Origin of the sequence: Xanthomonas sp. NCPPB 4467 (assembly GCF_041475665.2) — a bacterium.
Lineage (GTDB): Bacteria > Pseudomonadota > Gammaproteobacteria > Xanthomonadales > Xanthomonadaceae > Xanthomonas > Xanthomonas dyei.
The window spans coordinates 1,175,345-1,197,541 of record NZ_CM191260.1 but is presented as its reverse complement, the minus strand read 5'-3'; the positions used below and the strand labels follow the sequence as shown (position 1 = coordinate 1,197,541).

The following is a 22,197-nucleotide window of genomic DNA, read 5'->3' as shown; positions in this document are numbered from 1 at the left end:
ATCAGCCGGGCGCGGCGCGGGTTTCAATCAAACACACACGGCCGTCGAGTCCATCCACAACTGCATTCGAACAGCGCAACTGTCCAAGCAGGCGATAGGCAGCACTCGTCCCGCTCGGCGATACACCTTGCGCCTGGCAATACGATCATCCGTTACGCAGACGCATCCAGCAGCATGTCGTCTTCGCCGATATGCTCATCCACCCACACCGCGCCCTGCTGCGCCATCAGCGCCAGTTGGTGTTCCAGCTCACGCATCAACAACCGCACACCGGGTTTGAGGATGGCACTGCTGTCGCGATAGATCACGCCACCTGCGCGCGCTTGCGAGGGCTGCTGCAGCTGGAAGGCACGCAGTTCGCCGCGTGCGATGTCGCCGGCCACCATCATGCTTGGCATCACCGCAATGCTGTCGGTGCCAAGCAGGATCTCGCGGGTGAAACTGGCAGAGCTGGAACGCAGTTGATCGCGCGTGGCCAGCCCGTGCTCGCGCATGACCTGCGCCACGTCGCGCTCCACATGCTGACTCAGGGTCGGCAGCACCTGTCGGTACGCAGCCGCTTCGGCGATGCGCACCGGGCCATTGGCAAACAACGGATGGTCGCTCCGCGCCACCAGCGCAATCGGGTCCTGGTACAGCACCTTGCGCACCAACGCGTCGTAGCGCGCCAGCGGATACAACCGGCCAACGACCAGATCCACCTCGTTTCCGGCGAGCTTTGGCAGCAACTCATCGGTGCGTCCGTGCAGCAGCCGCACACGCAGCGTGGGTTCGGTACGGTACAAGGCTGCCAGCACTGCCGGCAGCAGGCCGCTCGCAGCCACCGGCAACGCGCCGACAGTGATAGTGAGCGCATCGTCCTGCAGCAACCCTTCGAACGTGTCCTGCGCGCGGCGTAACTGGCCCAGCACGACGTGCGAGGTCTGCACCAGCACCTCGCCCATCGCATTGGGACGCACGCCACGCGAATGGCGCTCGAACAAGGGCGCGCCGACGATCTCTTCGATCTCCTGCAAGGCACGCGTGAGTGCAGGCTGGGTCACGTTCAAGACGCGTGAGGCGCGAAGCAGGCTTTTTTGCCGGTCCAGCGCCTCGATGACACGTAGATGCCGGACCTTGATGCGGTGTTCGAAGAACACGGAGGACATGGTCATGGGGGTGGGCCTTACGTTGGGAAGTCGGGTGGAAGCGCCCGGTCACTGGCCGGGACGCGCAGCTCAGCGTGCCTCGGGCACACGCCGGGTCTGCATGAAGTCTTCGAACGACTCGCCGCGCATGATGGCGTAGACCTGCAGATTGGTCATGCGCACCACGCGGGCGAACTTTTCGATCACAAAAAAATTGGCGCCGTACTGCACCAATCCAAGCCAGTCACGCGCCCGCACCAGCGCTTTCTCGCGCTCGGTGAGCTCGGCTTCCTGCATCAACACTTCCGCGTCCTGCAAAAAGCGATCGCGCCATGGGGCGCGGATCATGTGCCAGAAAAAACGATTGAGGCGCAGTGCGCGATTGCTGGTGCGCAGATCGAACAGATAGGTACCGTCGATCTTGTCCATGCCGTCTACTTGCGGATTCATCAGCAGGCCCTCATGCCGCGTTGGCGGTGCGCGCCAGCAACTCTGCCGAGCGCGGTGCGTCGGCGCGTTCTTCGCCCGGCTCGTACAACACCACGGTCATCGCGGTGGTCGTCATCAGGTAGTAGTTTTGATGCAGCTTGCGGATCGGCCCATCCAACGCGCCGCGCATGGCTAGCCACATGATCTGCTCCACGCTCTCGGCACCGCCCAGGCGCACGTAGTCGGTGTGGGTGAGATCGGTCAGGGTTTCCGGCGCGTGCTGGAAGCGATCCAGAAATTCCATGTCCCAGTCAGTGTTGTTGAAGCCGGTGCGTTCGCCATGGATCTGGTGCGACAGCCCACCGGTGCCGACCACCACCACCCTGAGATCTTCCGGATACGACTCGATCGCACGACGCACCGCCTGGCCCAGCCGGTAGCAGCGGCGTGCGGTCGGCAGCGGGTATTGCAGGACGTTGATCGCAATCGGCACCACCGTGCCCGGCCAGTCCGGCACATGCGGCCACAGCAGCGGCAACGGGGCCGCGCAGCCGTGGTCGATCGGTTTGTCCTGAAACACGGTCAGGTCGAATTCGTCGTTGACCAGGCACTCGGCGATATGCGCCTGCAGCTGCACATCGCCGCGGATCGGAGGCAGATTACGCAGCCCTGCGCCTTCGTCGGCGACCGGGAAGCGCTCGCCCACGCCTAGCGCAAAGGTCGGATACAGATCGAAGAAGAAGGTCGTGCAGTGGTCGTTGTAAAAAAACACCAGCACGTCGGCACGTTGTTCGGCCAGCCACTCGGCCACCGGCGTGTAGCCGTCGAACAACGGCTTCCACACCGGATCCTGTTGTTTGCCCTTGTCGTAGGCCACGCCGATGGTGGGAACGTGCGAGGTCCCGATGCCGCCGATGATGCTAGCCATGCTTTGCTCCTGCGACGCAGCGCTGCCAGGTAAAGGCGGAGCGCACGTCATTGATTGAGTCAGGATTGACGATGCAATGGATCCCAACACGGACGACCAAGCAATCCGGATCGCCAAAACGGTATCCTTGGGATCCAAATTGCCATCAAGCGATCTCATCCGCAAGGTTTTTATACAAGTAATTGCTAGTTTTCCCCTTCGAAGGAACGTGCGCTGCGGTACGGCGCGAGAGAATGGAGCCAATGGCGAACAACCACCGATTGCAAGCGGTCCAGCAGCTACGCGAATTGATCCTGTGCGGCACCTTCGCCCCGGGCGAGCGCATCACCGAGGCAGCCCTGGCCGAGCGCCTGGCCATTTCGCGCACGCCCATCCGCCAGGCGTTGCCGGCGTTATGCCAGGAGGGCCTGCTGGTGCAGGTCGGTAACCGGGGCTATGCGGTCCGCCGTTTCAGCCAGCAGGAAAGCCTGGATGCGCTGGCGGTACGCGCGCTGATGGAGGGCATGGCGGCGCGCACCGTGGCCGAACAGGGCGCGTCGGCCACATTGCTCTGCACCCTGCACGATTGTCTGTGCGAAGGCGACCGGCTGTTTGCCAAGCGCAGCCTCGATGTCGGCGATGAGCAGACCTACGGCGCGATCAATGCCCGCTTCCATCGCGCCATCGTGTTGGCGGCCAACAAACCGATCCTCACCGAGACGGTGGACCGCTGCACGCTGGTACCGTTCGTCAGCCCGGTCAACGTGGTGTTCGGCCAGCGCTCGCCCACCCTGGCCTATGACGATCTCTATTACGGCCACCGCCAGCATGGCGCGATCGTCGCCGCCATCGAACAACGCGATGGCGCACGCGCGGAATTGCTGTTCCGCGAACATGCCAATACGCAGCGGCACAGCATGGGGCTGTGAGTCGCCGCCGGTCCTCGCAGCACCGGCGCCGCGATTGTGGCGGGCACTCCATTGGCTGGCCCCACCGCGCCTGCCGCCCTTGCGGAGCAACAGGCATGGTGCATGCACGCAAACGGTTGGCGACTGCACGGACCGCGTGCCAGCCAGCTCGGCGCGCTATAGCGAATGCACGAACATCAGGTTGAAGGTGTTTCCGGCCACCGAGTTCTTGACCTCGACCGGCAGGTAGACATTGAAATTGAGCACGTTCTTCGCGTCCAACCGCCACGAGAGCCCTGGCCCCATGTAGAACTGTGTGCGTTTGCTGTCGGGCACGCGCTGGCCATTGGTCCGGTTGTCTTGCAGCTGCCGTAGGTAGAAGCCGTTGACACCGACCCGCAACTGCTCGGTCAGCTTGACCGAGCTGGCAAAATTCAGCCACGCCAGATCGCCTGCCTGGCCGTTGCGGAACTGGAAGCCGGGAATTGGCGGCACCCCACCGGCACGGTCGGTGCGGAAGTTGTACATGTAATGCAGCCGCATGCTGACCTCCCAGTTATCGGTGGGCTGTACCGTGAATGCCCAATGCGGCGAGAACGACCAGTAGCCGGTGCTCTGGTTGATCGCGATATCGCGATCGAACTTGCCCACCGGTGCAAATGCCACCAGTGCGAAGCGCTGAAACAGCAGGATCCGGTCGTTGCGCATCACCGGCGGCATCTGCAACGCCGCCCCGACCGCGATATCGCCAATGCCGAATCCGTTGTCGCTCAACCGCACCGGGCTGTCGGCGGCAAACGCGGCATTCTGGTTGACCAGCGGCACGATGGCATCGACGGCAATCGTGCCGCCCAACCATTTGTAGGGCGTTACGTAGATGAGCTGGGTCAGCGCTGCCGAGCTGCTGATCTTCGGATCACGAAACGCCGGCGAATCGTTGCCTTGCGCATCCAGCACGGCATTCAGATGCGCATGGCGCAGATATTCGACCACCGTCCAGCCGGGTTGGGTGGAGCCAAAACCGTCGAAAAAGCTGGTGCCCCCCAGATTGATGCCTTGCGGCACCGGAACCGTGTCAGGCACGGCCTGTGCGAAGGCCGCCGCTGGCGCCAGCGCAGCCAGCAGCAGAGTCAAGCTGCCGGCGCGCAGGCGATGCGACCGGGGCGATGAGCGACGACGACCAACAGACGAACATGCGCGTTCCACTAGGCGATTCTCCAACGAAGATGGGCGATTGAGGCAACGCGACTTGGGGGAGAGCAGTGTCGAGATGTCGCCTTCAATGGCCGGCGGCATCGTTGAACAGGCAGGCAGCGATCACTCTCGGTCAGTGCGCCTCGACGCGCAGCAGCAATGCGCCGAGGCGTTGCTTGAACAGCCATTGGTTGTCCTGGTGCACCAGCACATCGTCGAAGGTGCCGATCAGTGCAGGCGCCTGCGCCGTCCAGGGAACAGACGCATCGGTCTGCGGTGCGCTGTAGAGCAGCACATGGCTATGCGCATGGGCCAGCGTGCTCGATTGGACGCTGACCAGGGTATTGAGCATCAAATGACAGGTGTTGCGTGGCGCGCGAGCGCGGAAGGCCTCCAAGATCGCGTCGCGTCCATGCACGGGCGCATCCGGCGCACTCGGTCGTGCAAAGACGCCGTCGGCAGTAAACAGGGCAGCCAACGCCTGGTGCTCATGGCGGTCGTTATGCAGGGCAAACCGACGAATCAGCTGTTCGCACGCAACGATGATCGAAATGTCTGCAGACACGCAGCAGCCTCCCTTGGCGGTGGAATGACACAAATAAAGCGCTGGCGATACTTCAGCGCAGGGCAATTGCCAAGACGACCGGGCTGCCGCCTACGGCGCGGGCGATCACGTGCTCAGCCACTCGCGCAGCGCGGTGCTGACTGCAGCCGGCGCTTCCACCGGCGCCATATGCCCGCAATCTTCGAATACGACCAGACGCGCCTGCGGAATCTGCCGCGCCATGTCCTGATGCCGTGCCAGCGGGCTCCAGGCATCCTGGCGCCCGACCCCCAACAAGGTGGGGCAGCGAATCTGCGCAAGCACCGGCGCGGCATCCGGGCGCTCCAGCAAGGCGTTGACCTGGCCAGCGAAACTCTGCGCGCTCTGCCGCTGCACCATCGCGCTGAGGTCTTGCATCAAACCTGCATCGGCGCTGCGTGCGGGGTGCAGCATCGGTGGCAACCAGGCCAGTGCCAGCGCCTGCATGCCTTGCGTCTGCGCCAGATCCACCAGCGCCTGGCGTTCCTCGCGTTCGCCATCGCGACGCGGCGCAATGCCGGTATCGAGCAGTGCCAGCTGCGTCACCCGCTCGGGCGCCTGACGCATGATGTCCAGCGCAACCCGCCCGCCCATCGAATGCCCGGCCAACGCAAACTGTGGCGGTGCGCCAGCCAGCACGTGGGCCGCCATCTGCGCGATGCTGTCGAACCCGGGAAAATCCAGCACCTGCACATCGGCCAGATCCGCCAGCGCGTCGCGCTGCGGTTGCCAGATAGCGGCGTCGCAGAGCAGGCCGCAGAGCAGCAGCAAGGTGGGTCTGGAGGTGTGCGAAACGGAAGTCATGGCGCGACTGTAGCCACGCCGGCCGCGTGCGTCGTATGGAAGATGCGGCCTGCGCTATAAGCTCAAAGACATAGAACGTCAGCTATGCCGGCCAGCCACAGCGCAGGCCGGCAGACGCGAGATGGCTTACGCGCCGCCGGAGGCGCGCTTCCACAGCACATCGACCAGCGGCGGCAACCTGCCGGCGAGGCCAAGCGCGGCACCGCGCAACAGGGTCAGGTGCATCTCGTCGTTGGAAAACACGTTGTTGATCGCATCGAAACCGTAGGCGGCCACGGTATTTTCGCTGCGGCGGGTGCGCGCCCAGCGCTGCAGCCGGTGCGGCGCGGCCCAGTCCGCACGTTTGGCCAGCGCGGCGCGCACTTCCGCGCGAAGTGCAGCGACATCGCGCAAGCCCAGGTTGACGCCCTGCCCCGCCAACGGATGCACCACATGCGCCGCATCGCCCAGGGTCAACACGCGGCCACTGACGTACTGCTCCACCAATTGCCGTTGCAGCGGGAACGCAGTGCGTGCGGAAGTGACACGTACCGCGCCCAGGCGCGCAGCAAAGGCCTGGGTCAGCTCGCGCGAAAACGCCGCATCGTCCAGTTCCAGCACGCGCTCGGCCTCGCGATCGGGCAAGGTCCAGACAATCGAACTGCGGCCTTCGGCAAACGGCAGGAACGCCAGCGGCCCGGTGGTCAGAAAGCGCTGCCAGGCCGTGGCCTGGTGCGGTTGTTCGGTCTCCACGAATGCAACCACGCCGCGTTGTGCGTAGGCGTGCCGCGACACCGGCAGGCCGGTCAAGTCGCGCAAGGTGGACGACGCGCCATCGGCGGCGATGGCAATGGCCGCTTCCAGCCGGCTGCCATCGTCCAGCCGCAGGCGCACGCTGTTGGCGTCCTGCTCCAGTTCGGCCACACGCGCCGGGCAATGCACTTCGATCCCCGCGCTGTGCACGGCCGCCCACAGGCGATCGACCAGCAGCGCATGTTCGACGATCCAGCCGAGTTGTTCGCGGCCCAGGGTGTCGGCGTCGAAACGCAGCTCGCCGCCACCGCCGGCATCCCAGACCCGCATGCGCCGATACGGCTGCACGCGCCCGGCGCGCACGCTGGCCCACACGCCAAGACTGTCGAGCAGCGCGGCGTTGTCGGCGGCGAAGGCATAGACACGCAGGTCGGGGTGATCGGCATGCCAGCGCGCGGGCTCGCGCCCTTCCACCAGCGCAACGCTCAAACCAGCGTCGGCCAGCGCCAGCGCGCAGGCGGCGCCGACCACGCCACCGCCGACGATCACCGCATCGCGCGTACCGCGGCGGCTCATGCGATCCACCGGCACAGCTGCGGCACATCGCCACGGAACCCCATCGCCCCGCCGACCAGCATCGATTGCAGCGGCGCGGCCTGCGAGGTCGCGAGCAATCCCAGGCTGCGCAGCGGCCGCAGCAAGGGTGCCGGATTGCCGGTCAGCCGCGCCAGCCCGCCGGAGAAGCCGATCGTCTGCTCGCGGTCCACGCGCCGACGCGCCACATAGTCGGCCAGCAGCGCGCCGGCTCCGGCATCGCTGCGATCGTGTTCGATCAGCTCTGCCAAGGTGAGCGCGTCGCGCAATCCCAGATTGAAGCCCTGCGCGCCGATGGGGTGCAGCGTCTGCGCGGCATTGCCGAGCAGCACCACGCGCTCGGCGATCAGGTTATTGGCCAGCACCTGCACCAGCGGGTATGCGCTGCGTTCGCCGCTGGCGACAAAGCGCCCGGCGCGCCAGCCGGCCGCGCGCTGCAGCAGGGCCAGCCAGCCGGCCTCGTCGAGCGCGGCGACCATCTCGGCCTCAGCGCGTGCCACGCAGTGGATCGCGCCGTAATGGCGGTCGCCCCGCGGCAACAGCGCGGTCGGCCCGTGCTCGCCGAAGCGCTCCCACGCGGTGCCGTCCGGCGGCCGGGAGGCGCGCACACGCGCCACAAACAAGGTCTGCAGGAAATCGTGCGTGTCGGTCTCGATATGCAGCAGTTCGCGCACTGCGCTGTGGCTGCCATCGGCACCGACCACCAGCCTGGCGCGGACACGCTGCTCGCCGTCGTCGGTCGCCAGCCGTAGCGTGCGCACGCCATCCTGCACCGGTTCCACGCCGATGCAGCGCGCAGGACGGTACCGGCGCAGCTGCGTCAATTCGTCCAGGCGTGCCTGCAAGGCGTCGCCGAAGTCGCGGGCTACCACCACTTGCCCAAAGCTGTCGCGACCGTAGTCGGCGGCGTCCAACTGCACGCGCCCGAAATCGCCGGCGCGGCTGACGTGGATGCGCCGGATCGGCCCGGGCGGGCTACGCAACTTGGCCATGACGCCCAGCACGCCCAAGGCGTTGACGGTGGCGGCGGCGAAACTCAGATTGCGTTGATCGAACACGGCCGGCGGCGTGCCGGCTGGCGTGGCTTCCACCAGCCCGACATCCAGGCCGAGGCGGTCCAGCGCAATCGCCAGGCTGGAGCCGACCAGGCCGCCGCCAACGATCAAAACGTCATGTGGGTCTATCATCCGCACATGATAAGCCCTCGCCCGCAACCCATCGCGCGCGCCAGATGAGACACGTTGACGCGCCTTCTCGGTAGGCCGTTGTCGTCTCTACCGGCCGCCGAGCGCACCGCAGGCCTGGCGATGGCGCGGGTGCGCCAGGTTCCACGCTACACTCCCGCACCTGTAATCCGGCCACCACCGCGCATGACTTCTCGCTCGCACGACACCCTGATTCTGAGCCTGCTCGCCGTCCTGATGGCGGCCACGCGGATCAATCACTTCGCGCCGGTCCCGGACGCGTCCTGGGCGGTGTTCTTCATCGGCGGGTTTCATCTGGCTGCGCGCAGCAAACTGGCGTTCCCGCTGCTGATGGGCCTGGCGGTCGCGGTGGACTGGCTGGTCATCACCCAGCAGGGCATGAGCTTCTGGCAGCACTACTGTGTGTCGCCGGCGTACTGGTGCCTGATCCCGGCGTACTTCGCGCTGTGGGCCGGTGGTGTATGGCTGCGCCGGCACTATCACGGGGCACAATGGACTGCGCTGGTCGCGCTGGTGCCTGCCCTGCTCATCGCCGTGGCGCTGTGTCAGCTGATCGCCCAGGGCAGCTTTTACTGGATCAGCGCCAGCGTGAGCGAACCCACCCTCGCCGGCTGGTTCAAGAACTACAGCGACTGGCTCTGGCCGTACCTGCGCAGCGCCGCGCTGTACGTCGCGGCCGCAGCCCTCATCCAGGTGGTTGCCGAGCGCCTGGCTGCGCCCCATCGCCAGCGCCAGGCCGGCTGAGTCATGGGCAACCGGCTTTCACGTATCTATACGCGCACCGGCGACGACGGCAGCACCGGATTGGGCGATGGCAGCCGGACCGGCAAGGATGCCTTGCGCGTCAACGCCTACGGCACCGTGGACGAGGCCAATTCGGCGCTCGGCGTGCTGCTGGCCGCGCCCGGCGTGCCCACTGCGATTGCCGAGCTGCTGACCACCGTGCAGCACCAGCTGTTCGACCTGGGCGGCGAGCTCTGCATCCCCGGCCATGCTGCGATCGAGGCGGCCGACATCCAGGCCCTGGAACGCCACCTGGACCACTTCAACGACAGCTTGCCGCCGCTGCAGGAGTTCATCTTGCCGGCCGGTGGCGAAGCGGCCGCGCGCTGCCACCTGGCGCGGACCATCGTGCGCCGGGCCGAGCGCGAGACCGTGGCGCTGTCGCGCCAGGAAGCAGTGCGCAGCGAGGCGATCGGCTATCTCAATCGACTGTCGGACCTGCTGTTCGTGCTGGCGCGCGTGCTGGCACGCGTGGATGGCCAGCAGGAAGTGCTGTGGCGGCACGACCGCCGGCGCGGCTGACCATATGCGCGGCACGGCAAAAAGGCTAACGTCATCTCATGCTGGTCTTCACCCATCCCGCCTGTCTCGGTCACGACGCCGGCCCTGAACACCCCGAAAGCCCTGCCCGCCTGGAGGCGGTCGTCGACGCCCTACGCGCGGCCTTTCCGGACCTGGACTGGCGCGAGGCGCCGCTTGCCAAGCTGGGAGACCTGTGCCGCGTGCACGAGCGCGAACAGGTGGACGCGGTGCTGGAAACCGCCTTCGAAGGCTATCGCCAACTGGATGTGGACACCCGCATGGTACCGGCCTCGCGCGCGGCTGCCCTGCGCGCCGCCGGCGCCGGCATCGCCGCCGTGGACGCGGTGATGCAGGACCTCACCCGCACCGCCTTTTGCGCCGTCCGCCCGCCCGGCCATCACGCCACCGCGCAGGTGTCGATGGGGTTCTGCCTGTTCAACAACATCGCCGTGGCCGCCGCCCATGCACGCGACCGGCATGGCCTGGAGCGCATCACCATCGTCGATTTCGACGTGCACCACGGCAACGGCACCCAGGCGATCTTCGAACGCGACCCGGCCGTGCAGTATCTGAGCACGCATCAGTCCGGGCTCTATCCGCACTCGGGCAGCGTCCATGAGCGCGGCGTTGGCAATATCCACAACCTGTTGCTGCCGCCCGGCAGCGATGGCTTGCGCTTCCGCAACGTGTGGGAAGACGAGATGCTGCCGCTGATCGACGCCTTCCGCCCGCAGCTGATCCTGATTTCGGCCGGCTTCGACGCGCATCTGCGCGATCCGCTGGCCGATCTGATGCTGGACGACGATGATTTCGCCTGGCTGACCGGCGCGCTACGCACCCTGGCCGAGCGGCATGCGCGTGGCCGGGTGGTGTCCATGCTGGAAGGCGGTTATGACCTGCAGGCCTTGCGCGAAAGCAGTGTTGCCCACGTCGCCGCACTGCGCTGACCCACAGCGGCACGCCGGTCGCGCCACGGTTTGCGATGAACCTCGTCCTCTTCACTCTGGCGCTCTTCATTGCCCCTATGCGGGGTATGCGGCAAGCTAGTCGCCATTTTACTGGTTGAATCCACGCGTGCGCCGAGTTCTCCGCCTGCTGCCCCTGCCCTTGAGCATCGCCATCTGCCTTCCGGCCATGGCTGCCGACAAGCCGTTGAATTGGGGACTGTGCCCGGCCGTGGACCCGCTGCCTGGTTTCGAGGGCGCCCCTGCCGCCGACCCCAAGGCTGCCGAAATGCGCCAGCAGCTGCCGACCGACATCGAGGGCGACCAGCTGTCCGGCACCAGCACCACTCCGCAGTACCAGGGCAACGTGGCGCTCAAGCGCGGCGACCAGTTCCTGGGCGCGGACAACCTGCGCATGGATACCGAGACCGGCAACTACATCGCCGAGGGCAATGTCCGCTACCAGGACACCTCCTTCCGCATGGTCGCCGACCGCGCCGAGGGCAATCAGGACACCGACGCCCACAAGGTCTCCAACATCCAGTATCAGATGGTGGACCGCCGCGGCAATGGCGTGGCGGAATCGGTGGACCTGCAGGGCCAGGTCGGCCAGATGCATCGTTCGACCTACACCACCTGCGATCCCTCGCAGCCGATCTGGCGGGTGCGCGCGCCCGAAATCGACGTCGACAACGAAGAAGGCTTCGGTACCGCGCGTAACGCCGTGCTGCAGATCGGCAAGGTGCCGGTGCTGTACTTCCCGTGGTTCAAGTTCCCGATCGACGACCGTCGCCAGACCGGCCTGCTGTTTCCGCAGTTCGGCCTGTCCGGGCGTAACGGTTTCGACTACCTGCAGCCGATCTACCTGAATCTGGCGCCCAATTACGACGCCACCTTGTTGCCGCGCTACATGAGCAAGCGCGGTTTCATGTTCGGCACCGAGTTCCGCTATTTGTACGACGGCGGTCGCGGCGAAATCACCGGCAACTACCTGCCCAACGACAAGTTGCGCGAGAAGGACCGTGGCAGCGTTTTCTATAGCGGCTACCACAACGTCAACACCTATTGGCAGGCGCGCAGCAGCATTTCCTGGGTCAGCGACACCCGCTATGTGGAAGACTTCACCAGCCGCTTGAACGGCATGGGCTCCGCATCCAGCCTGCAGAGCACCATCGGCATCTACGGCACCGGCGAAACCTGGACCGCCGGCCTGATGGCCGACCGCTGGCAGCTGACCGACTACACCCTGGACGAGCAGGCGTTGCCCTACAACCGGCAGCCGCGTGCGTATTTCACCTGGGAAAAGCCGTTCGGCATTTTTGAGGCGGGTGTGTATGCCGAGGCGGTGCGGTTTACGCATGACGATTCGTACCAAGTCAACTTCGTCCCGAACACCAATGGCAATAACAATAGCAACAACGGCGACGAATACGTCCGCACCAATATCCGCAACAGGGAATATGGCAGCGGCTCGCGGCTGGACGTCAAACCCTATATCTCGATGCCGTTGTCGGGTGCGGCCTGGTTCGTAACGCCGACGGTGGCCTGGCGTTACACCGCCTACCAACTGGATTCGACGCTGGCCAATACCGCACCGCTGACCGGCGACCGTTCGCCCACGCGCAGCCTGCCGATCGCTTCGCTGGACGCCGGCCTGTACTTCGATCGGGAAACCTCGCTGTTCGGCACCAATTATCTCAATACGCTGGAACCGCGCATGTACTACTTGTATGTGCCCTACCGCGACCAGGACGACCTGCCGGTCTTCGACACCCGTCCGTTCACCTTCAGCTACGGCCAGCTGTTCCGCGACACCCGCTATACCGGCGCAGACCGCCAGAACGATGCCAACCAGTTGACCCTGGCGGTCACGTCGCGCTGGCTGCGCCAGGACGACGGGCGCGAGAAGCTGTCGCTGAGCGCCGGCCAGATCCTGTACTTCAACGACTCGCTGGTCACCATCAACAACAGCACCAACTCCGCGGCAGGCAGAGAACAGCCCATTGAGCAGGGCAAGTCCGCCTGGGTGGCCGATGCCAACTACATGATCAACGATCGCTGGTCGATGGGCGCCACGTATCAGTGGAACCCGAACTCGCGTAAGGAAGACCTGGCCAGCCTGCGCACCCGCTATCTGCTGGGCAACGACGGCATCATCAATCTGGCCTACCGCTACCGTCGTAACCTGATCGACGACAGCGACCAGCTCAAGCAGGCCGACTTCTCGTTCCTGTATCCGATCAATCCCACCTGGAGTGCGGTCGGTCGCTACTACTACTCGCTGCTGGACCGTAAACCGCTGGAGATCATCGGCGGCGTGCAGTGGGACAGCTGCTGCCTGGCGGTGCGCGCGCTGGTGCGCCGGTTCGTGCGCAACCGCGACGGCGAGATGGACAACTCCATCCAGTTCGAGTTCGTGCTCAAGGGCTTGAGTTCGTTTGGCCAGAACACGGACCGCACTTTGCGCCGTGCTATTCTCGGCTATTACCGCGACGACCTGTACCTGGTCCCGCCCAGCAACACCACGACCAATCCGGACGATTACGATCCGAACCTGATTCCATGACCAAGCCTTTCTCTGTTCTTCTTGCCTCGTTGCTGGTAATCACCAGCACGGTCTCGCCGGTGGCATCGGCGCAGCAATCCCAGCCGCTGGATCGTATCGCCGCTATCGTGGACGAAGACGTGGTGCTGCAGAGCGAGCTCGATCGCGCTGTGCGCAACGTCAAGTCGCAGTATGCCGGTCGCGAAAACCAGCTGCCGCCGGACGATGTCCTGCAGCGGCAGGTGCTCGAGCGCCTGGTCCTGGTCAAGTTGCAGGTCGGCCGTGCCGATGGCAGCGGCATCCGCGTCAGCGACGAGGAACTCAACCGCGCCATTGCCAGCATCGCCCAGCAGAACGGCACCACCGTGGATGGTCTGCGCCAGAAGCTGGCTGCCGACGGCATGGCTTACGGCGACTTCCGTGCTTCGGTGCGCGACGAAATCATCGTGCAGCGTCTGCGCCAGAGCTTTGCGCAGAGCCGCATCAGTGTGAGCGAAGGCGAAGTGGATACCGCGCTGGCCCAGCAGGCCACGACCGGTAGCCAGTATCACCTGGCGCATATCCTGGTGGGCCTGCCGGAAGGCGCGACCGCCGACCAGATCGCCACCGGTCAGAAGAAGGTCGATGGCGTCAAGGCCTTGATCGACAAGGGCGAGCTGGATTTCTCTGCGGCGGCGGTGCGTTATTCCGATAGTCCGAACGCGCTGGAAGGCGGCGACCTGGGCTGGCGCAGCCTGGACGAAATCCCCAACGCATTTGCCCAGCTGATCCGCGACATGCAGCCTGGACAGGTCGCCGGCCCGCTGCGCGGCCCGAGCGGTTTCCAGCTGCTCAAGCTGGTGGAAATGCGCGACGCCAATGCCGGCGGCGAAAAGAAGATGGTCACCGAGTACAACGCGCGCCATATCCTGGTCCGCATCGGCGACAACCAGACCGACGCGCAGGCCAAGGCCAAGATCGATACGCTGCGGGCACGCATCGCAGGCGGCGCCGATTTCCAGGCAACGGCCAAGGAGTCCTCAGAGGACACCAACAGCCGCGGTCAGGGTGGCGATCTGGGTTGGTTCCCGGCCGATGCGTTCGGCCCGGATTTCGGCAAGCAAGTCGAAGGCCTGGCTGACGGCGCAGTGTCCGAGCCGTTCCGCACGCAGGCCGGTTGGCATATCGTGCAGCGCGTCGGCAGCCGTCAGACCGACGTCAGTGCCGAGAACCAGCGTGCCCAGGTCCGTGAAACGATCGGCCGTCGCAAGCTGGAAGAGGAATACAACCGCTACCTGCAGGAACTGCGTGGCGAGGCGTATGTGAGCTACCGCACCGGCGATCGCGCCGACGGCAATGCCACTGCCGAGCCGACCAAGCCGGCAGAACCCGCAGCCCCGACCCCGCCGCCGGCACAGCCGGCGCGCTGAGTCGATGATGGTTCCGTCGCTCGCGCTGGTGCCAGGCGAGCCGGCCGGGATCGGGCCGGAGCTGTGCATCCGCCTCGCTCAACAACCGCGCTCCGATGCGCGGCTGGTCGCTTACGCAGATCCCGATACCCTCAACAGCGCCGCAAAGGCGCTGTCTTTGTCTGTGCGCCTGCTCGACCCCGATCAGCCGGCACGCATGCCCGGCGATCTGCCGCTGTTTCCGATTCGTCAGGCCGTCCCGACCCGCTTCGGCACTGCAGACCCCGCCAATGCAGCGACCGTCATTGCCGGCCTGCGTACCGCTGCCGGCGACTGTCTTGCCGGCCGACGGCAAGGCATCGTGACCGGCCCGGTGCACAAGGCAGTGATCAATGCCGGCGGGATCGCCTACACCGGCACCACCGAATTGCTGGCCGAACAGGCCGACTGCCCGGTGGTGATGATGCTGGCCAACAGCATCGTGCGCGTGGCACTGGTGACCACGCACCTGCCGCTGCGTGCGGTGGCCGATGCGATCACCGCCGACGCGGTTGCGCGCTGTCTGCGCATCACCCACGCCGCGATGCGCCGCGACTTCGGCCTGGAGCACCCACGTATCGCCGTGCTCGGCCTCAATCCCCACGCAGGCGAAGACGGCCACCTGGGCCGCGAAGAACTGGACATCATCATCCCGGTGCTGGAGCAGCTGCGCGGCGAAGGTATGCAGCTGATCGGCCCGTTGCCGGCGGACACCGCGTTCTTGCCGCAGAAACTGAGCGGCTTCGACGCAGTGGTGGCGATGTACCACGACCAGGGCCTGCCGGTGCTCAAGTACAGCGGTTTCGAGCAGGCGGTGAACATCACCCTGGGCCTGCCCTACCCGCGCGTGGCGGTGGATCACGGCACCGCGCTGGAACTGGCCGGACGCGGCATCGCCGATCCATCCAGCCTGATGGCGGCAACCGCGTTGTGCGCGCGCTTGGCGGCACGCGGCTAAGCGCGTCGCACCTGTGCGATCGCCGCAGGTTATGAGCGACTTATCGGACTGTGACAGCCTGGACGCGCAGCACCGACACCGCGTGCAGCCGCCGGCTCCGTTAAACTGCGCGCATGAATTATTCCTTCAGCGCACCGGCCAAGAAGTCGCTTGGCCAGCACTTTCTTGCCGACCGGTATTACATCGACCGGATCGTCCAGGCGGTGGACCCGCGCGCCGGACAGCACCTGGTCGAAATCGGCCCCGGTCAGGGCGCGATCACCTTCCCGCTGCTACGCAAGCATGGCGCGTTGACGGTGATCGAGTTCGATCGCGACCTGATTGCTCCGTTGACCGAGGCCGCCGCACCGATCGGCGAACTGAGCATCATCCATCGCGACGTGCTCAGCGTGGATTTCACCGAACTGGCCCACGGCACGCCGATCCGGCTGGTCGGCAACCTGCCTTACAACATCTCCTCGCCGATCCTGTTCCATGCGCTGGACCATGCCGCTGCGGTGGCCGACATGCACTTCATGCTGCAGAAGGAAGTGGTCGACCGCATGGCCGCCGGTCCCGGCAGCAAGGTCTACGGCCGGCTCAGCGTGATGCTGCAGGCGTACTGCGAGGTCACCGCGCTGTTCGTGGTGCCGCCTGGCGCGTTCCGGCCGCCACCGAAGGTGGACTCGGCGGTGGTGCGGCTGGTGCCGCGCGACCCGGCAACGGTGATGATCAACGACCGCCGTCGCTTCGCCGATGTGGTGCGCGCCGGCTTCGGGCAGCGTCGTAAGACCCTGCGCAATGCCTTGTCCACCGTCTGCGAACCCGCACATTTCGAGGCAGCCGGCGTGCGTCCGGATGCCCGCGCCGAACAACTCGAGGTCGCCGATTTCATTCGGCTGGCCAATGTCGAGCTGGCTTGAGCGCCGCTCCCACACCGTTTTATTTAGACTTTTCCCATGCAAGATGATCCACGCTATCGGGTCGAGGTCGAGGTGTCGCCGCGCTTCCTCGCTAATCAATCGACCCCGGAAGAAGGCCGCTATGCCTTCGCCTACAGCATCCGCATCCACAACGCGGGCGCCGTGCCTGCACGCCTGATCGCGCGCCATTGGCAGATCACCGACGCCAACGGCCGCACCGAGCAGGTGGATGGCGAAGGCGTGGTCGGCGAGCAGCCATGGCTGCGCCCCGGCGAAGCCTTCCATTACACCTCCGGTGTGCTGCTGGAAACCGAGCAGGGACAGATGCAAGGCCACTACGACATGGTGGCCGACGATGGCACCGAATTCACCGCCCCGATCGCCGCCTTTGTGCTGAGCGTACCCAGGACGCTGCACTGATGACTGCTGGATTGATGGAGCGCACACGATGAGCGTCTGGGCAATTGGCGACCTGCAAGGGTGCTACGACATTACCCAGCGGTTGCTGGAAAAGATCAATTTCGACCCCGCACAGGACACGCTGTGGTTCTGCGGCGATCTGGTCAACCGCGGCGGGCAATCGCTGGAAACGCTGCGGCTGGTGCATTCGCTGCGCGCACACAGCGTGGTGGTGCTGGGTAATCACGATCTGTCGCTGCTGGCGATCGGTGCGCGCTCGGAGGAAGAGCAGCGCAAGGTCAATCCGGATCTGCAGCGCGTCGTGCTGGCGGAGGACCGCGACGTGCTGCTGGACTGGCTGCGTCTGCAGAAGCTGGCCCACGTGGACCGCGAGCTGGGCTGGATGATGGTCCACGCCGGGCTGGCGCCGAAGTGGACCACGCAGCTGGCCGAAAAGCATGCGCGCGAAGTCGAGCAGCAGCTGCAAGGCGGCGGCTATCGCAAGCTGTTGCGCAACATGTACGGCGATCAGCCGGGATGGTCGCCAGGCCTGAGCGGGTACGACCGCAGCCGCGCGATCATCAACCTGTTCACGCGCATGCGCTATTGCACCCCGCGCGGTCGCATTGCGACCGACGACAAGGGCACGCCGGGCACGCAGGCACAAGGACTCTACCCGTGGTTCGAGGTACCGGGCCGGGTCGAGCGCGATCTCAAGATCGTGTGCGGGCATTGGTCCGCGCTGGGATTGACGATTACCCAGGGCGTGCATGCCATCGATACCGGCGCGGTGTGGGGCGGCAAGCTCACCGCCCTGCAACTGGATACCGACGAACTGCGCGTGGTGCAGGTGCCGGGGCGCGAAGTCACTGCCCCGACCGCACCTGCCGCGAATGCACCACGGCGTCCACGCGAAGGTCAGGGCCGCCCGCGCGGGCGTGGCCGAGGACGTGGCAATGGCGGTGGCGGTGGCGGTGGCGGTGGCGGCAACAATGCGGGAAATGCGGGTAGCGGCACCGCTGCACCGGCCAAGCCGCAGAGTGGCGTTGTTCCTGAGTAAGAGCGACTCACCAACCGGCTGCGCCCCGATGCGGGAGCAGCCGTTGCTCGGACCGGCATGTGCCACGCATCCGCTGCGCTCCAGTGCGCCGTCCACGGTCACCGGGCAGCCGCTCGCTAGGTTTTTCTTTAGCGGCGCTTAGTTGTATGGAATCGGGCGCGCTGATCGCGCGCTGCGTCCTTGCCGGCTCAGCGACGCAGGTAATCCACAAAGGAAAACGCGAACGCATGGCGGTCATCGGCCGCATGCGTCTGGCGATGCCCTGGCACCCATACCGCCGGGTCGATCGGTGGGAAGTGCGTGTCGGCCCCATCCACCGCGGTGTCGACCTCGGTCACCGCCAGCATGTCGGCACGCGCCATCGTCAGGCGGTACACCTCGCCGCCGCCGATCACGCATAACTCCTGCGCGCCCTCCCGCTCGGCACGCGCGATCGCCTGATCGACCGATGCCACCGCGTGCATGCCCTCGAACGGCACCTGCCCCGAGCGCGTCAGCACCAGATTCAAGCGCCCCGGCAATGCGCGCCCGAGCGATTGCGCCGTCTTGCGCCCCATCAGGATCGGCTTGCCCATCGTCAGCGCCTTGAAGCGCTTGAGATCGTCCGGCAACTTCCACGGCAGATCGTTATCGCGTCCGATGGCGTTGTTACGGTCGAAGGCGACGACCAGAATCAGCTTCATGTGTCTGGAGATAGCTCGTTATAGATTTTCATTGCCGCATGCCGAGCAAGCATCCCCAAGAAAAAAATCGCAAGGTAGGCCAAGGCAATCGCGCCCAATGCTGGCTGCGATTGCTCGCTGAGCATTCTCGTCAAATCCAGTCGCTCACCTTTATACAAGGCAACTCCAAAGAAGCCGATGGGCGCAATGAGAACGATGCTTGTCAGATTGACGAAGAGACTTGCTTGCATCGTCATCAGCGAATCGGCAAGTTTCTCTCGTGCTTTGTTCGAATTTTTCGTCATGACGCTCCTCCTCTTTCGATGAAAATCAGCATGCGCAGCCTGTGTCTCATCGGTCGAGATCCGGCTTACACCGCCACCGGCGCCTTGATCGCCGGATGCGGGTCGTAGCCTTCGATGGCGATGTCCTCGAAGCGAAACGCAAACAGGTCTGTCACTTCGGGATTCAGGCGCAAGGTCGGCAATGCGCGCGGGGTGCGCGTCAGCTGCTCGCGCGCCTGTTCGACGTGATTCGAATACAGATGCGCATCGCCCAGCGTATGCACGAAATCGCCCACACCCAGGCCGGTGGCCTGCGCCACCAGATGAGTCAGCAGCGCATAGCTGGCGATATTGAACGGCACACCCAGGAAGATGTCGCCGCTACGCTGGTAGAGCTGGCAACTCAGTTTGCCGTCGACCACGTAGAACTGGAACAGGCTGTGGCACGGCATCAATGCCATCTGCGGCAGCTCGCCGACGTTCCAGGCGCTGATCACCAGCCGGCGCGAATCCGGGTTGCGTTTGATCTCATCGACCAGCCATTGCATCTGGTCGATCTCGACGCCGTCCGGGCCGGTCCAGCGCCGCCACTGCTTGCCGTAGACCGGGCCAAGGTCGCCATTGTCGTCGGCCCATTCGTCCCAGATGCGCACCTGGTTGTCTTTCAGGTACCCGATGTTGGTATCGCCCTGCAAAAACCACAGCAGCTCGTGGATGATCGAGCGCAGATGCAGCTTCTTGGTGGTGACCAGCGGAAAGCCGGCATTGAGATCGAAGCGCATCTGCCAGCCGAACACGCTGCGCGTACCGGTACCGGTGCGGTCGGACTTTTCGGCGCCGTGTTCCAGCACGTGCTGCAGCAGATCCAGGTACGGCTTCACTTCGCCGCCTCCACCGCTACGGCGGTGGGCACTACCGGCTGCAACACCGGCGCACGGCGCGACATCGCCAGCAAGACCAGGCCCACCGCAATCAACGGCAAGCTCAGAATCTGGCCCATCGTCAACCAGTTGAAGGCCAGATAGCCGATCGGCGCATCCGGCACACGCACGAATTCCACGATGAAGCGGAACACGCCATACAGCAGCGCAAACAGCCCCGACACCGCATAGCGCGCGCGCGGCTTCATCGAGAACGCCCACAACACGACAAACATCACCACGCCTTCCAGCGCGGCTTCGTACAGCTGCGACGGGTGACGGGCGAACCGATCCAATGCGCCGGCGGCGTATTGCGCGTGAATCTGCGCTGGTGCGATATCGGCCAGTTCCGGCGCATGCGGGAAGATCACGCCCCAGCCGGCCTGCGTGAACTTGCCCCACAACTCGCCGCCAACAAAATTGCCGAGCCTCCCGAAACCAAGGCCCAACGGCACCAACGGCGCGACAAAATCCATCACGTCGAAGAAGTGCAGGCGATGCTTGCGCGCCCACAACCAGCAGGCGATCAACACGCCCAGCAGCCCGCCGTGGAAGCTCATGCCGCCTTCCCACACCTTGAACAGGATCAGCGGATTGGCCAGGAAGGTCTCGAACGCATAAAACAGCATGTAGCCGATGCGGCCGCCCAGCACCACGCCGAGCATGCCGTAGAACAACAGGTCGGAAAAACCGTCCATGTCCACGCCGGGCAGACGGCCGCGCAGGATGCGCGAGCGACCCAGCGCCCATGCCGAGAAGAAGGCGGCCAGATACATCAAGCCGTACCAGTGCACCTGCACCGGGCCAAGCGAGAAGGCGATGGGGTCGATGGCGTGCAGATAGATCATGCGGACCGCGTATCACAAAAAAGCGAGGCGTCTATTCTGACACCTCGCACGCCTTCAGCCTAAGAGCTGGGGCCGATCGGGCAGCTCGTCTTCATTCTGCACGTCGGCGCCGCGCGGGAAATGCGCGACCAGCAGCTCGGTTACCGCCTCGATGCCGGCCAGCACCGCCGCCTCATCCTGGCGCTCGCGCAGGAACTGCTGCATACGCCGGCACACCTCCGCCCACTGCGCCTCCGGCACCTGGCTGCGCAAGCCGCGGTCGGCAACCACTTCGATGGCGTGGTCGGCCAGCAACAGATAGATCAGCACCCCGTTATTGGCTTCGGTGTCCCAGGTGCGCAGCTGCGCGAACGCCTGATCGGCGCGCTGGCGAGCGGTGTGGGCGCGCCACAGCGCCCCGAGCGGCAGGTCCGCCTCGACCGCCACCATGATCTGGCCGGTATGGCTGCGCTCGCTGGCGGCCACCGCCGCCGTGATCGCATCCATGCAACTGGTCGGAAACCTGCGCTGCGCCGACGGCGCGAAAAGATGCCTGAGCCACCGCATTACCAACTCCCCGAGGCGCCACCGCCTCCCGATGATCCACCGCCGCCGCCCCAGCCGCCACCGCCAAAACCACCACGGCCACCGCCCCCGAATCCTCCGAATCCGCCACCGCCCCAGCCACCGCCGCCGACAAAGCGCCCCGGCGAGCCGGAGACCAGGCCCGCCAGCAGACCGATGACGGCTGCACCGGCGCTGGCGAACAGCAACGAGGTAAACAGCAAGGCGGCGCCCCCGGCCGCGACGCCGGTCAGCACGGCGCGCAGCGGACGCGGCAGGGCGCCGAGGATGCCGCGCGCCACCATCGCGACCACAAAGCCGATAAACAGCGCCATGATCCAGCCGCCCCCACCTGCCCCATTGCCGACGCCACCCTCGGCGTGCCCGCTGACCGGTTCCGGGAGAGCTTCTCCTTCGATCAGGCCCGCCAGCGTCGCGGTCGCATCGCGGATACCGCCGCCGTAGTCGCCCTCGCGGAACCTCGGCGCCAGGTACTCCTGGATGATCCGGTTGGCCACGATGTCGGGAATGGCGCCTTCCAGGCCATAACCGGGCTGGATGCGCACGCGGCGATCATCCTTGGCCACCAGCAGCAGCACGCCATCGTCCACGCCCTTGCGCCCGATCTTCCATTGATCGAACACGCGCTGGGTGTATTGCTCGATCGTCTCCGGCTGGGTGGTCGGCACGATCAGGATCTGCAGCTGCGCGCCCTTGCGTTGCTGCAATGCCAGCGCCTGCTGCTCAAGTTGCTGGAGCTGCGCCGCATCCAAGGTGCCGGTGACATCGACCACCGGCGAGCGCAGTGGAGGGATGGCTGCAGGATCCTGCGCCAGCACCGAGGCGGGCAGCAGCAGTAGCGCCATGATCCAAAACACCCACAGGTGCGTTTTCCGCATTACCAACTCCTTGATAAG

Annotated in this window: 24 protein-coding genes; 10 read left to right on the top strand and 14 right to left on the bottom strand. The window is 65.4% G+C overall.

Going from position 1 to position 22,197, the window contains the following annotated elements; all coding sequences use genetic code 11:
* Positions 1–152 precede the first annotated feature (152 nt).
* The 3 genes from ACCQ06_RS05105 to ACCQ06_RS05095 form a co-directional block, all read right to left on the bottom strand.
* Positions 153–1,154, bottom strand: coding sequence for a LysR substrate-binding domain-containing protein (locus ACCQ06_RS05105; RefSeq protein ID WP_104614931.1), 1,002 nt, complete (start codon positions 1,152–1,154; stop codon positions 153–155).
* Positions 1,155–1,217: 63 nt separating this feature from the next.
* Complete coding sequence (locus ACCQ06_RS05100) at positions 1,218–1,577, bottom strand: protocatechuate 3,4-dioxygenase (RefSeq protein ID WP_104614930.1); 360 nt, start codon at positions 1,575–1,577, stop codon at positions 1,218–1,220.
* Between the two features lie 10 nt (positions 1,578–1,587).
* Positions 1,588–2,484 (bottom strand): gallate dioxygenase, encoded by an 897-nt coding sequence (locus tag ACCQ06_RS05095; RefSeq protein ID WP_228324360.1) that lies wholly within the window; start codon positions 2,482–2,484, stop codon positions 1,588–1,590.
* Positions 2,485–2,717: 233 nt separating this feature from the next.
* On the opposite strand from ACCQ06_RS05095, the gene ACCQ06_RS05090 reads away from it, so the two are divergent.
* Positions 2,718–3,392, top strand: a complete 675-nt coding sequence (locus ACCQ06_RS05090; protein ID WP_228324361.1) for a GntR family transcriptional regulator — start codon at positions 2,718–2,720, stop codon at positions 3,390–3,392.
* 156 nt (positions 3,393–3,548) lie between these two features.
* Here ACCQ06_RS05090 and ACCQ06_RS05085 read toward each other — a convergent pair whose 3' ends face one another.
* From ACCQ06_RS05085 to ubiH, 5 genes are all read right to left on the bottom strand, one after another.
* The gene (locus ACCQ06_RS05085) at positions 3,549–4,496 is read right to left on the bottom strand and encodes a SphA family protein (protein ID WP_244907777.1); all 948 of its coding nucleotides are present in this window, start codon (positions 4,494–4,496) and stop codon (positions 3,549–3,551) included.
* Between the two features lie 202 nt (positions 4,497–4,698).
* The gene (locus ACCQ06_RS05080; RefSeq protein WP_228324362.1) at positions 4,699–5,130 is read right to left on the bottom strand and encodes a nuclear transport factor 2 family protein; all 432 of its coding nucleotides are present in this window, start codon (positions 5,128–5,130) and stop codon (positions 4,699–4,701) included.
* 105 nt (positions 5,131–5,235) lie between these two features.
* Positions 5,236–5,952, bottom strand: a complete 717-nt coding sequence (locus ACCQ06_RS05075; protein WP_316690615.1) for an alpha/beta fold hydrolase — start codon at positions 5,950–5,952, stop codon at positions 5,236–5,238.
* Between the two features lie 126 nt (positions 5,953–6,078).
* Entirely contained in the window at positions 6,079–7,260 is a 1,182-nt protein-coding gene (locus tag ACCQ06_RS05070; RefSeq protein WP_228324364.1) for a UbiH/UbiF family hydroxylase, read from the bottom strand.
* Positions 7,257–8,465, bottom strand: coding sequence for a 2-octaprenyl-6-methoxyphenyl hydroxylase (ubiH, locus tag ACCQ06_RS05065; protein ID WP_316690612.1), 1,209 nt, complete (start codon positions 8,463–8,465; stop codon positions 7,257–7,259). The genes ACCQ06_RS05070 and ubiH overlap by 4 nt, the downstream gene beginning before the upstream one ends.
* Positions 8,466–8,648: 183 nt before the next feature.
* Between ubiH and ACCQ06_RS05060 the strand changes: the two genes are divergently transcribed.
* From ACCQ06_RS05060 to ACCQ06_RS05020, 9 genes are all read left to right on the top strand, one after another.
* Complete coding sequence (locus ACCQ06_RS05060; protein ID WP_316690610.1) at positions 8,649–9,227, top strand: hypothetical protein; 579 nt, start codon at positions 8,649–8,651, stop codon at positions 9,225–9,227.
* 3 nt (positions 9,228–9,230) lie between these two features.
* Entirely contained in the window at positions 9,231–9,788 is a 558-nt protein-coding gene (locus ACCQ06_RS05055; protein WP_316690608.1) for a cob(I)yrinic acid a,c-diamide adenosyltransferase, read from the top strand.
* A gap of 38 nt (positions 9,789–9,826) precedes the next feature.
* Positions 9,827–10,735: a histone deacetylase family protein gene (locus tag ACCQ06_RS05050; RefSeq protein WP_055851131.1), complete on the top strand. Its 909-nt coding sequence runs from the start codon at positions 9,827–9,829 to the stop codon at positions 10,733–10,735.
* A gap of 127 nt (positions 10,736–10,862) precedes the next feature.
* A complete protein-coding gene (gene lptD, locus ACCQ06_RS05045; RefSeq protein ID WP_349810179.1) occupies positions 10,863–13,298 on the top strand; it encodes an LPS-assembly protein LptD in 2,436 nt (811 codons plus the stop codon).
* Positions 13,295–14,686: a peptidylprolyl isomerase gene (locus tag ACCQ06_RS05040; RefSeq protein ID WP_228324368.1), complete on the top strand. Its 1,392-nt coding sequence runs from the start codon at positions 13,295–13,297 to the stop codon at positions 14,684–14,686. The genes lptD and ACCQ06_RS05040 overlap by 4 nt, the downstream gene beginning before the upstream one ends.
* A 4-nt stretch (positions 14,687–14,690) precedes the next feature.
* Positions 14,691–15,662, top strand: a complete 972-nt coding sequence (gene pdxA, locus ACCQ06_RS05035) for a 4-hydroxythreonine-4-phosphate dehydrogenase PdxA (RefSeq protein WP_316690601.1) — start codon at positions 14,691–14,693, stop codon at positions 15,660–15,662.
* Between the two features lie 113 nt (positions 15,663–15,775).
* A complete protein-coding gene (gene rsmA / locus ACCQ06_RS05030; protein WP_316690599.1) occupies positions 15,776–16,564 on the top strand; it encodes a 16S rRNA (adenine(1518)-N(6)/adenine(1519)-N(6))-dimethyltransferase RsmA in 789 nt (262 codons plus the stop codon).
* 36 nt (positions 16,565–16,600) lie between these two features.
* A complete protein-coding gene (gene apaG, locus ACCQ06_RS05025) occupies positions 16,601–16,984 on the top strand; it encodes a Co2+/Mg2+ efflux facilitator ApaG/CorD (protein ID WP_316690597.1) in 384 nt (127 codons plus the stop codon).
* Between the two features lie 28 nt (positions 16,985–17,012).
* On the top strand, positions 17,013–18,023 hold the full coding sequence (locus tag ACCQ06_RS05020; protein WP_316690595.1) for a symmetrical bis(5'-nucleosyl)-tetraphosphatase: 1,011 nt from the start codon (positions 17,013–17,015) through the stop codon (positions 18,021–18,023).
* Positions 18,024–18,211: 188 nt separating this feature from the next.
* Here the strand turns inward: ACCQ06_RS05020 and ACCQ06_RS05015 are convergent, their stop codons facing one another.
* The 6 genes from ACCQ06_RS05015 to ACCQ06_RS04990 form a co-directional block, all read right to left on the bottom strand.
* Positions 18,212–18,706 (bottom strand): dihydrofolate reductase, encoded by a 495-nt coding sequence (locus ACCQ06_RS05015; protein WP_104614916.1) that lies wholly within the window; start codon positions 18,704–18,706, stop codon positions 18,212–18,214.
* Positions 18,703–18,990 carry a hypothetical protein gene (locus tag ACCQ06_RS05010; protein ID WP_055851109.1) on the bottom strand — a complete coding sequence of 96 codons (288 nt, stop codon included), beginning with the start codon at positions 18,988–18,990 and terminating at the stop codon, positions 18,703–18,705. Before ACCQ06_RS05010 ends, ACCQ06_RS05015 begins: the two co-directional genes overlap by 4 nt.
* Before the next feature lie 65 nt (positions 18,991–19,055).
* Positions 19,056–19,850, bottom strand: coding sequence for a thymidylate synthase (locus ACCQ06_RS05005; protein WP_104614914.1), 795 nt, complete (start codon positions 19,848–19,850; stop codon positions 19,056–19,058).
* Entirely contained in the window at positions 19,847–20,737 is an 891-nt protein-coding gene (gene lgt / locus ACCQ06_RS05000; protein WP_316690591.1) for a prolipoprotein diacylglyceryl transferase, read from the bottom strand. The genes ACCQ06_RS05005 and lgt overlap by 4 nt, the downstream gene beginning before the upstream one ends.
* A gap of 54 nt (positions 20,738–20,791) precedes the next feature.
* Entirely contained in the window at positions 20,792–21,283 is a 492-nt protein-coding gene (locus tag ACCQ06_RS04995) for a TPM domain-containing protein (protein WP_104614912.1), read from the bottom strand.
* Entirely contained in the window at positions 21,283–22,179 is an 897-nt protein-coding gene (locus ACCQ06_RS04990; protein ID WP_316690586.1) for a TPM domain-containing protein, read from the bottom strand. The genes ACCQ06_RS04995 and ACCQ06_RS04990 overlap by 1 nt, the downstream gene beginning before the upstream one ends.
* Positions 22,180–22,197: the final 18 nt, after the last annotated feature.